At 67.0% G+C, this 10,956-nt stretch carries 9 protein-coding genes; 3 read left to right on the plus strand and 6 right to left on the minus strand.

The genetic code is table 11. The features are described 5' to 3' along the window. Positions 1–191: 191 nt before the first annotated feature. From betA to betI, 3 genes are all read right to left on the minus strand, one after another. On the minus strand, positions 192–1,871 hold the full coding sequence (gene betA / locus FHY09_RS11300; RefSeq protein ID WP_166926985.1) for a choline dehydrogenase: 1,680 nt from the start codon (positions 1,869–1,871) through the stop codon (positions 192–194). A gap of 144 nt (positions 1,872–2,015) precedes the next feature. Next, positions 2,016–3,488: a betaine-aldehyde dehydrogenase gene (betB, locus tag FHY09_RS11305; protein ID WP_166926986.1), complete on the minus strand. Its 1,473-nt coding sequence runs from the start codon at positions 3,486–3,488 to the stop codon at positions 2,016–2,018. A 52-nt stretch (positions 3,489–3,540) separates the two neighbouring features. Further along, positions 3,541–4,176, minus strand: a complete 636-nt coding sequence (gene betI / locus FHY09_RS11310; protein ID WP_166926987.1) for a transcriptional regulator BetI — start codon at positions 4,174–4,176, stop codon at positions 3,541–3,543. A 167-nt stretch (positions 4,177–4,343) separates the two neighbouring features. Here betI and FHY09_RS11315 point away from each other — a divergent pair, with 167 nt between their 5' ends. Beyond that, positions 4,344–5,897, plus strand: a complete 1,554-nt coding sequence (locus FHY09_RS11315) for a BCCT family transporter (RefSeq protein WP_166926988.1) — start codon at positions 4,344–4,346, stop codon at positions 5,895–5,897. A 63-nt stretch (positions 5,898–5,960) separates the two neighbouring features. Here the strand turns inward: FHY09_RS11315 and FHY09_RS11320 are convergent, their stop codons facing one another. The 3 genes from FHY09_RS11320 to acnA form a co-directional block, all read right to left on the minus strand. Further along, positions 5,961–6,611, minus strand: a complete 651-nt coding sequence (locus tag FHY09_RS11320) for an AAA family ATPase (RefSeq protein WP_166926989.1) — start codon at positions 6,609–6,611, stop codon at positions 5,961–5,963. After that, complete coding sequence (locus tag FHY09_RS11325; protein WP_166926990.1) at positions 6,611–6,985, minus strand: type II toxin-antitoxin system prevent-host-death family antitoxin; 375 nt, start codon at positions 6,983–6,985, stop codon at positions 6,611–6,613. The genes FHY09_RS11320 and FHY09_RS11325 overlap by 1 nt, the downstream gene beginning before the upstream one ends. Positions 6,986–7,210: 225 nt before the next feature. Beyond that, positions 7,211–9,964 carry an aconitate hydratase AcnA gene (gene acnA / locus FHY09_RS11330; protein ID WP_166926991.1) on the minus strand — a complete coding sequence of 918 codons (2,754 nt, stop codon included), beginning with the start codon at positions 9,962–9,964 and terminating at the stop codon, positions 7,211–7,213. A 307-nt stretch (positions 9,965–10,271) separates the two neighbouring features. On the opposite strand from acnA, the gene FHY09_RS11335 reads away from it, so the two are divergent. Together FHY09_RS11335 and FHY09_RS11340 are read left to right on the plus strand one after the other, a co-directional pair. Further along, the gene (locus FHY09_RS11335; protein WP_166926992.1) at positions 10,272–10,496 is read left to right on the plus strand and encodes an AbrB/MazE/SpoVT family DNA-binding domain-containing protein; all 225 of its coding nucleotides are present in this window, start codon (positions 10,272–10,274) and stop codon (positions 10,494–10,496) included. Between the two features lie 7 nt (positions 10,497–10,503). After that, the gene (locus FHY09_RS11340) at positions 10,504–10,902 is read left to right on the plus strand and encodes a type II toxin-antitoxin system VapC family toxin (RefSeq protein WP_166926993.1); all 399 of its coding nucleotides are present in this window, start codon (positions 10,504–10,506) and stop codon (positions 10,900–10,902) included. Positions 10,903–10,956 lie beyond the last annotated feature (54 nt).

Consider the following 10,956-nt stretch of genomic DNA (forward strand, 5'->3'; position numbering starts at 1 on the left):
CGGGGTGCACGCACCCCGGCCCCCGGGCCGGGCGGTGGGGTTGGGTGGGGGCGTTGAGCGCCAAGGATGGCGCGAAACGAGGCCCGCAGGAGCGGCTTTTGCCGTCCCCCACCCAACCCCACCGCCCGGCCCAATCCAGTAACCCGGCAGCCTGACCCACCGTCCACCACGGAGGGGCCCAGCCGTTCGCCTCAACCCCGCCGCGGCGGCGCACCGTTGGCCTTGAAATAAGGCGCAGTACTGCGCGGCAACGGCGCACGACCCCGCAGCACGTCGGCCAGCTTCTCGGCGATCATGATGGTCGGCGCATTGAGGTTGCCGGTCACCACCTGCGGCATGATCGACGCGTCGATGATGCGCAGCCCATCCAGCCCGTGCACGCGTCCCTGGCCATCGACCACCGCCATCGGATCGGAGGCGTCACCCATCTTGTTGGAGCAGGACGGGTGGTACGCCGTTTCAGCGTGTTCGCGCACGAACGCATCGATTTCCGTATCGGTCTGCATCTGGCTGTCCGGCGAGATCTCGCGGCCCGTGTAGGGTGACAGCGCCGGCTGCGCGAAGATCTCGCGGGTGATGCGGATGGCATCGCGGAACTCGCGCCAGTCCTGCTCGTGCGACATGTAGTTGAACAGGATGCTGGGATGTTCGCGCGGATCGGTCGAACGCACGTGCACGCGGCCACGGCTCGGCGAGCGCATCGAACCGACATGCATCTGGAAACTGTGCGACTTGATCGGGTTGGACCCGTTGTAATTGATGGCCACCGGCAGGAAGTGGTACTGCAGGTTCGGCCAGTCGAATTCTTCGTTGCTGCGGATGAAACCACCGCCTTCGAACTGGTTGCTCGCACCGATGCCGGTGCCCAGGAACAGCCATTCGGCGCCGATGGCGGGCTGGTTGTAGAGCTTGAGCGCCGGTGCGAGTGAAACCGGCTTCTTGCACTCGTACTGCAGGTACATCTCCAGGTGATCCTGCAGGTTGGCGCCGACGCCAGGCAGGTGGTGCACCACGTCGATGCCCAGCCCACGCAGCAGGTCGGCCGGGCCCACGCCCGAGCGTTGCAGTACCTGCGGCGAAGCGATCGCACCACTGCACAGCAGTACCTCGCGGCGCGCACGCGCCTGCTGCGGTTCATCGTTGCGCAGCCACGCCACGCCCACCGCGCGCTTGCCGGCGAACAGGATGCGGTCGGTCAGTGCGTGCGTGACGATGGTCAGGTTCGGACGCTCGCGCGCCAGGTCCAGATACCCACGCGCGGTGCTCGAGCGGCGGCCACGGGGGGTCACCGTGCGATCCATGGGCCCGAAGCCTTCCTGCTGGTAGCCGTTGAGGTCCTCGGTGCGCGGATACCCGGCCTGTACGCCGGCCTCGATCATCGCGGCGAACAGTTCGTTGTTGCCGGCCTTCGGCGTGGTGACACGCAGCGGGCCGTCGCCACCGTGGTAGTCATTGGGCCCGATGTCGCGCGTTTCCGCCTTGCGGAAGTACGGCAGGCAGTCGGCGTAGGTCCAGTCCTCCAGGCCCGGCATGCTGGCCCAGTTGTCATAGTCCATCGCATTGCCGCGGATGTAGCACATGCCGTTGATCAGCGAGGAGCCACCCAGCCCCTTGCCGCGGCCGCAATCCATGCGGCGGTTGTTCATGTGCGGCTCGGGATCGGTCTTGTACGCCCAGTTGTAACGCTTGCCCTGCAGCGGAAACGCCAGTGCCGCCGGCATCTGCGTGCGGAAATCGAGGCGGTAGTCCGGACCGCCAGCCTCCAGCAGCAGCACCGTGACGTCGGCGTCTTCGGTCAGGCGGGTGGCCAGGACATTACCGGCCGAGCCTGCGCCGATGATGATGTAGTCGTACTCGTTGCTCGTACTCATGGAAGGTCTCCTGCGGGCCGGAGCGGTGCGCGTACGCAGTCGCCGGGCGGGAAAAGGGGCCGGGTGGGGGAGGGCGGTCCCGGCCGGAAAGCATGGGGGCGGCGCCTGGCCGGCGGCACGGGGCCGCGGGGCAGGTCGGCCGGCTCAGAACACGCTTGCGTAGTCGCCCAGCTCCACCTGCACCGACTTGATGCGGGTGTAATGGGCCAGCGTGGAGATGCCGTTTTCGCGGCCCACGCCGGACTGCTTGTAACCGCCGACCGGCATCTCCGCAGGTGATTCGCCCCACGTGTTGATCCAGCAGATGCCCGCTTCGAGGCGGTGGATGATGCGATGCGCGCGGGCGATGTCCGAGCTCACCACGCCGGCCGCCAGGCCGAAGTGGGTGTCATTGGCGCGACGGATCACCTCCTCTTCGTCGTCGTAGGCGAGAATGCTCATCACCGGTCCGAAGATCTCCTCGCGCACGATGGTCATGTCGTCGCGGCAGTCGCTGAAGACGGTGGGCTGCACATAGGCGCCTTTGGCGAGTTCGCCGGCCACCGCGCGCTCACCACCGATCACCAGCCGCGCACCTTCGCGCTTGCCGCTCTCGATCAGTCGCAGCACGTTGTCCATGTGGCCGAAGCTGGTCATCGGTCCGAAATTGGTCTGCGGATCCAGCGGCGAGCCGATGCGGATGCGCTTGACCCGTTCAACCACGGCCGCTTCGAAGGCCGCGAGCATCGCGCGCGGCACGAACACCCGCGTGCCGTTGGTGCACACCTGCCCGGAGCTGAAGAAGTTTGCCATCACGGCGATATCGGCGGCGCGCTCGAGCGGCGCGTCCTCGCAGATCACCAGGGGGGACTTGCCGCCCAGCTCCATGGTCACTTCCTTCAGCGACGAGGACGCGGCCGAAGCCATCACCTTCTTGCCGGTCTCCACGCCACCGGTGAAGGAGATCTTCTCGATCACCGGGTGCTCGGTCAGCCACTGGCCCGCTTCGCGGCCGGGACCCTGCACCACGTTGAACACACCGTCGGGCACGCCGGCGGCGGTATAGACCTTGGCCAGTTCGATCGCGGTGAGCGGGGTGACTTCGGAGGGCTTGAACACCATCGCGTTGCCCGCCGCAAGCGCCGGTGCCGATTTCCACAGCGCGATCTGCACCGGGTAGTTCCAGGCGCCGATGCCGGCGACCACGCCCAGCGGCTCGCGGCGGGTATAGAAGAAGCTGGATTCGCGCAGCGGCAGCTGGTTGCCTTCGATCGCGGTGGCCAGACCGGCGTAATACTCCAGCACATCCGCACCGGTCACGATATCCACCGTGGTGGTCTCGCTCAGTGCTTTGCCCGTGTCGAGCGTTTCCAGCCGGGCGAGCTCATCGTTGCGCTCGCGCAGCAGTTCCACGGCGCGGCGCAGGATGCGCGAGCGCTCCATCGCCGTCATGGCGGCCCAGACCTTCTGGCCTTCGGCAGCGCTGGCCACCGCGCGTTCGACGTCGTCCTTGCTGGCGACCTGGACCTCGGCGATGACCTCGCCGGTAGCCGGATTGATCGTCTCGAAGGTCGTGCCGCTGGTGGCGTCGACCAGCGCGCCATGGATGTAGAGCTGCTGGAGGGGCAGGGTGGACATGGGGAACTCCTGGAAAGGGAAGGGGAGGCGGGAGTGGACGCGGTTACGGCGCTTATAGCGCGTCCGGCCGTAAGGAAAGGTCACCGCGGTCGGGGCGCGCCGGCTGGGCGTCACCCAGCTGGAAGTCGATGTAGCCGTAGGCGATCCGCCGCGCTTTGTCCGCATTGAACTGTCCGCCAACCAGGCTGCCGCGCAGCCACAGGCCGTCGATCATCGCGGCCAGGCCGCGGGCGGCCAGCGTGGCCTGTTCCGGGGGCAGGCTGCGCTTGAACTGGTGGCTGAGGTTGGAAAACAGGCGCTGGTCGTTGGCGCGCTGGAGCCGGGCCAGTTCGGGCTGATGCATGCTGGCGGCCCAGAAGGTCAGCCACACGCGCATGGCGGTGCCGTTGGTCTGGCTGTCGTCGAAGTTGCCATCGACGATCGCCCGCAGCTGGGAGCGCGGGTCCTCCCCGCCGTCGGCGCGGTAGCGCGCCACGGCTGCCTTGAGCTCACGCAGGATCTGCCGCATGGCCGCGTTGAGCAGGCCGCCCTTGTCACCGAAATAGTGGGCAACGATGCCGGTGGACAGTCCGGCCTTCCTGGCGATGGTCGCGACGGTGGCATCGGCCAGCCCGATCTCGTCGATGGTCTGGAACGTGGCCCTGATCAGCTGTTCACGGCGGACGGGTTCAACTCCTTTCTTCGGCATCGGCGCTCCTGTGCGGTGCCCGGACGTGGTGGGGACGGAGATCATCATACTTTTTATTGATTGAACGTTCAATCAATAAAGGCGTAGGATGCGCCAGCGTACCCACTCCGGGGACCGGTTCCGATCCGGTCGGGCCCCGCGTCCTCCAGGATCGATGAGACAACCTGATGTCTTCCACACCGTCCTCCGTTTCCCCGCCTCTGCGCCTGAACGGCTTCGTCTTCTTCAGTGCGGCGCTGTCCATCGGCGTCCTCGGCCTTCTCACCGTGCTCTACCCGGAGGCCAGCGCGCGTTGGCTGCACCTTGCGCAGGCGCAGGTGTCCGCCGCGTTCGGCTGGTGGTACATGCTGCTGGTGGCGGCCTGCCTGGTGTTCGTGCTGTGGCTGGCGTTTTCCCGCTATGGGCATATCCGGCTGGGCCACAATGAGGAGGCGCCGGCCTTCGGCTACGTGCCCTGGGTGTCCATGCTGTTCTCGGCGGGCATCGGCATTGCCCTGCTGTACTACGGCGCCTACGAGCCACTGGATCATTTCCTTGCTCCGCCCGACCAGCCGGGCGGCACGGTGCAGGCCAGCCGCGAGGCGATGGTGCTGACCTTCCTGCACTGGGGCCTGCATGGCTGGGCGCTGTACGCGCTGGTAGGCGTGGCGCTGGGCTATTTCGCCTACCGTCGGGACCTGCCGCTGGCGCTGCGTTCGGCGCTGCAGCCGATCTTCGGCGAGCGCATCCATGGCCGCATCGGTGACATGGTGGATGGCTTCGGCATCCTCGCCACCATGATCTCGATGGTCACCAACCTGGGCATCGGCGCGCTGGTGGTGCAGTCCGGCCTGAGCTACCTGTTCGGCATGCCCGACACGCCGCATACGCTGGTGCTGATCGTGCTGGTGATGATGGCGGTGGCCACGGTCGGCGTGGTCGCCGGCATCGAGAAGGGCATCGCCTGGCTGTCCAACCTCAACGTGCGCCTGCTGTGCGTGCTGCTGTTGTTCGTGCTGGTCACCGGGCCGACGCTGCATCTGCTCGATGGCCTGGTGCAGAACACCGGCGATTACCTGGGGGCACTGGTCAGCAAGAGTTTCGACATCTATTTCAACCAGCCCAAGGGCCGGGACTGGCTGGGCGCGTGGACGCTGTTCTACTGGGCATGGTGGATCGCCTGGGCCCCGTTCGTGGGCCTGTTCGTGGCGCGCATCTCGCGCGGGCGGACCATCCGTGAGGTGATTTTCGGCGTGCTGCTGATCCCGCTGGGGTTTACCCTGGCGTGGCTGTCGATCTTCGGCAACATGGTGATCGATCTGGTGCTCAACCACGGCCAGGTGGTACTTGGCGAAGTGGCCAAGGCCGACGCGGCGATGACCCTGTTCAAGCTGCTGGAGTATCTGCCGTGGTCGCCCTACGTTGCCGGTGCCGCGGTGGTGATCGGCTTCGTGCTGTTCCTGACGCCGGTGGACTCGGGCACGTTGATGATTGCCAATCTGTGCACGCGGCGCGTCGATGGCGGCGTGGAAGGCGGCCACGACGCGCCCGTCTGGCTGCGCGTGTTCTGGGCGGTGGTGATCACGGTGGTCAGCATCGGCCTGTTGCTGGCCGGCAGCTTCAACGCCATGCAGACGGCGGTGGTGCTGTGCGGCCTGCCGTTCTCGGTCACGCTGGCGTTCTACATGGTCGGGCTGCTGCGCGCACTGCGCACCGATCCGGACGCACCGCACCTGCGCTGATGGCAGGCGGTGCTGGCGCGGCCGCCTCCGCGACGGCAGCGGCAGCGCCGTGCAGCGGCCCGGTCATGGGGCGGCGCGGCCGCTGCAGCGCAGCGCGGCTTCCAGCAGCGGTTCGGCCCAGTGCGGCGTGGCCTGGAGCTGCGCCAGATCGTCCGCGGCGGGCCACTCAAGGCGTCCATCGGCCATCTGCAGCACCAGGGTCGGGTCCGGTATGGCGGTCCCGGGGAGGGCCTCGGCGCTGTTGTCGTAGACCTGCAGGCCAGCCAGCACCGGCATGAGATGGATCAGGTTGTGCTGCGCGCGTGGCCAGCGGCGGCGGATGTCGGCTTCGCTGATCGGGTGCCCGCCCGCGGCGACCCGTGCCGTGACCCGCGCCACGTGCTGTTCCGGGCTGGACAGTCCGCAGAACCAGACGAGCACGTCGTGGGTGCGGCTGGCCTCGTGCAGCATCGCGGCGATGGAGGCGCCGCCGAGCGTGGTCTCGAACGCATGGGGGCGGCCTGCCGTGATCGCTGCCTTCAACTGGTCCACGCCGTAGTGCCAGGCCTGGGCGTTGGCCTCGGCCTGCGGCAGGCCCAGTTCCTGGACGAGTGCTCGCGCGTAGCTGTCCGGATTGAACCAATCCAGTCCCTCCTGGCGCAGCAGGTGGCCGCCGATGGAGCTCTTGCCGGCGCCATTGACGCCCGCCAGGACATACAGGAACGGACGCTCCATCAGAAACCGGTGCCTGCCTTGACCTTGCCTTCAAGGCGGGCAGGGCGTCGCAGCAGGTCGCGCGCACGGTTACCGGCCTGGGCGTCCTGCAGTACGGCCAGCCGCTGGGTGAATCCGTGGCGCAGCTCGGCCAGCGCGGGGTTCTGGCTGCGCAGCTCGCCAAGCGCGTTTTCCAGTGCCTCGACCTGGGCCTGCAGGACCTGGTACTGCTCGGCGGAGATGATCACCGCCTGTGGTTCGTTATGGTTGGTGACCACGACCATGCGCTGGTCGCGCACGTCCTGCATGACCTTGCGCCAGTGTTCCTTCACGGAGGAGGCGGTGGTGCGGGTGAGCTCGGTGATGGGTTCGAAGGTGATCGGGGTGTGCAGCATGGCGTGCTCCGGGCGTGGCCTCTTGTCGGGAGCTTACTCTGGTTTCGTTCGAATTATATGAATTTCATAAAATGTATGTTTATCACTTCGCCCGCGAGGCGCTGCGGGCGGCAGGGTGCGGTCAGCCCTGGTGCCCCCAGATGACAGGAGGGACGGCCTTGGCCGTCCCTCCGGGTTCCTCTCTTCAACCACGCAGGTCGCTCGCGTGTGGCTGGGACGTCCCGCTCAGCGCGCCGCCAGGTGACGAAGTACGTACTGCAGCAGACCGCCATGGCGGAAGTACTCGACCTCCTTGGGCGTCAGCAGCATCACCGAGACCTCGAAGCTCACCGAGGTGCCGTCGGTCCGGCGTGCCGTCACCGTGGCCCGCTTGCTCGCACCGTCCTGCAACCCGGTGATGTCCAGCACCTCCGAACCGTCCAGTCCCAGCGACTCGGCATTGGCGCCGTCGCGGAACTGCAGCGGCAGGACCCCCATGCCCACCAGGTTGGAGCGGTGGATGCGCTCGAAGCTCTCGGCGATCACCGCCTTGACGCCCAGCAGCAGCGTGCCTTTGGCCGCCCAGTCGCGCGACGAACCGGTGCCGTATTCCTTGCCGGCAAGCACCACCAGCGGTACACCGTCGGCCTTGTACTTCATCGCCGCATCGTAGATCGCCAGCTTCTCCGGCTCGCCACCGGTGGCCGGGTAGTAGTGCGCGTTGCCGCCTTCCTCGCCGCCGAACACCAGGTTCTTGATGCGGATGTTGGCGAAGGTGCCACGCACCATCACGTCATCGTTGCCGCGGCGGCTGCCGTAGCTGTTGAAGTCGGCCGGCTGCACGCCGCGCTCCTGCAGGAAGCGGCCCGCCGGTGAATCCTTCTTGATGTTGCCGGCCGGGGAGATGTGGTCGGTGGTGATGGAGTCGCCGAACAGGCCCATGATGCGGGCGCCGTGCACGTCGTCGATCTGCCCGACCTGCATGGTCATGCCCTCGAAATACGGCGGGTTCTTGATGTAGGTGGAGCTGTCATCCCACGCGTACAGGTCACCGTCCGGCGAGGCGATCGTGTTCCAGCGCGTATCGCCCTTGAACACGTCGGCGTAGTTCTGCTTGAACATCTCCGGCCCGAGGGTCGCGGCGATGACATCGCCGATCTCCTTGTTGCTCGGCCAGATGTCGCGCAGGTACACCGGCTGCCCATCGCTGCCGGTGCCCAGCGGCTCGGTGGTCAGGTCGATGTCGGTCGTGCCGGCGATGGCATAGGCCACCACCAGCGGCGGACTGGCCAGGTAATTCATCTTCACTTCCGGGTGCACGCGGCCTTCGAAGTTGCGGTTGCCCGACAGCACGGAGGTGACCACCAGGTCGCCGGCGGTGACGGCCGCGCTGACCTCCGGCGGCAGCGGGCCGGAGTTGCCGATGCAGGTGGTGCAGCCATAGCCCACCACGTAGAAACCGAGCTTCTCCAGTTCCTTGAGCACGCCGGCCTTTTCGAGGTAATCGGTGACCACGCGCGAACCGGGTCCGAGCGAGGTCTTGACCCACGGCTGGCGGTTCAGGCCGCGCGCGGCGGCATTGCGTGCCAGCAGGCCGGCGCCGATCATCACCGCCGGATTGGAGGTGTTGGTGCAGGAGGTGATGGCGGCGATGACCACGGCGCCGTCCTTCAGGCGGAAGGCGTGGCCGTCGAGCTCGACATCGGCCTGGCCCTTGGCCAGCTGTTCGTTGCCCACCGCCGTGCCGCCGCCTTCGTTGAGGAACGTGGATACGTCCACGCCTTTCTTGTCGCGGTTGCTGGTCAGGCCGACCAGTGCCTGGCGGTAGTTGGCTTTCACGTCTTCCAGCAGCACGCGGTCCTGCGGCCGCTTCGGACCGGCCAGCGAGGGCTTCACCGTGGCCATGTCCAGCTCGAGCGTGGCGCTGTACTGCGCGTGCGCGGTGTCGGCGTCATGCCACAGCCCCTGCGCCTTCGCATAGGCTTCGACCAGGGCGATCTGTTCCTCGGGCCGTCCGGACAGGCGCAGGTAGTTCAGCGATTCCTGGTCGATCGGGAAGATGCCGCAGGTCGCGCCGTATTCCGGGGCCATGTTGCCGATCGTCGCGCGGTCGGCCAGTGGCAGATGCTGCAGGCCGTCGCCGAAGAACTCCACGAACTTGCCGACCACGCCGTGGGCGCGCAGCTGCTGGGTCACGGTGAGCACCAGGTCGGTGGCCGTGGCGCCTTCGGGCAGCTGGCCGGTCAGCTTGAATCCGATGACCTGCGGGATGAGCATCGAGGAGGGCTGGCCCAGCATGGCCGCCTCGGCCTCGATGCCACCCACGCCCCAGCCCAGCACCCCGATGCCATTGATCATCGTGGTGTGGCTGTCCGTGCCGAAGACGGTATCAGGGTAGGCCAGCGTCACGCCATCCTTCTCGACCGCCATCACTACGCGGGCCAGGTTCTCCAGGTTCACCTGGTGGACGATGCCGGTGTTGGGCGGCACCACCTTGAAATCGTCGAAGGCCTTCTGGCCCCAGCGCAGGAAGCCGTAACGCTCCTGGTTGCGCTGGAATTCGATCTTGCCGTTGATGTCCAGCGCATCGGGCTTGCCGAAGACATCCACCTGCACGGAGTGATCGATGACCAGCTCGGAGGGGATCAAGGGATTGATCTGTTCGGGGCGACCTCCCAGCTTGACCACTGCATCGCGCATCGCGGCCAGGTCCACCACGCAGGGCACGCCGGTGAAGTCCTGCAGGACCACGCGCGCGGGCATGAACGCGATCTCGGTCTCCGCTTCGGCAGTCGGATTCCACCGGGCGACGGCCTCGATGTGGTCCCGGCCGACGGTCGCGCCGCCATCCTCGTGGCGGAGCAGGTTCTCCAGCAGGATCTTCATGGAGTAGGGCAGGCGGGCAATGTCGTAGCGCTCGCCCAGTTTGGGCAGGCTGTAATAGTCGTAACGCTTGCCGCCGACATCGAGCTGGCTGCGGGTGGAGAACGAATCGCTCATGCGGGATGACTCCTGTTGCGGATGGCTTGCACTGGCCTGGCCCACCAGGGGCGCGGACCTGCTTGCGTGTGCCGGAGCCTGCCGCCGCCGGAGTACGGCCCCTGGGGCCGACCCGCGCAGCCGCGGACTGGCCTGGCGCAGTGGACAACCTTACATGTCCGCGTGTCGTTCCGATGTCACGGCAGGAACGGCGCGCGACGGAACAGGTCGTTTCATCCCAGCGCCTGACGCCAACGCCGCGCCAGGCTCCGGAAGCGTCGCCGTTCGAAAGTATGTATAATTCGTACATACCGAAGAGGGCCTACCCATGGAAGCCACCGTTGCCGAGCGCGGCCAGATCACTCTGCCCAAGGCGGTCCGTGATGCGCTGGGGCTGACCAAGGGCACCCAGCTCACCGTGGAGCTGGAAGGGGGCCGGATCATCCTGCGCAAGAGCGTGGACGATGCCATCTCCCGAGCGCGCGGCAAGTTCGCGCTGGATGGCTTCGAGTCCACCGCCGCAGCCGTGAAGGCTGTCCGTGACGAGTCCTGAGCCGGCCATGATCGCCGTCGATTCGCCCGTCCTGATCGAGCTGCTCAGCAACGGACCGCAGGCCGATGCGGTCGAGGCCTGCCTGCGGCAGAGCCTGGTCGGTGGCCGCGTGGTCGTCTGCGGGGCCACCCTGGCCGAGGTCTGCGCGGCGCTGCGCGGTGGTGCCGAGGTGCTCGAGGCGCTGGAAGAGATGGGCGTGCACTTCAGTGCGCTGGAAGCCAAATCGGCGTTGCGCGCCGGCGAAATGCAGCGCCGCCATCGCCAGCGCGGCAATGAGCGGCGCAGCCTGGATGCGTTCATGGTCGGGGCCCACGCGCTGCTGCAGTGCGATGGCCTGATCACCTGGCACGACGCCTTCTACAGGGATTACTTCAAGGGCCTGAAGCTGATCGTGCCGCAGGCCTGAACCGCGTTCACCGTTCCACGAAATCACTCAACCGTTTCTTTCCGTATCACCCGG

This window comes from Xanthomonas sp. 60 (genome assembly GCF_011761925.1).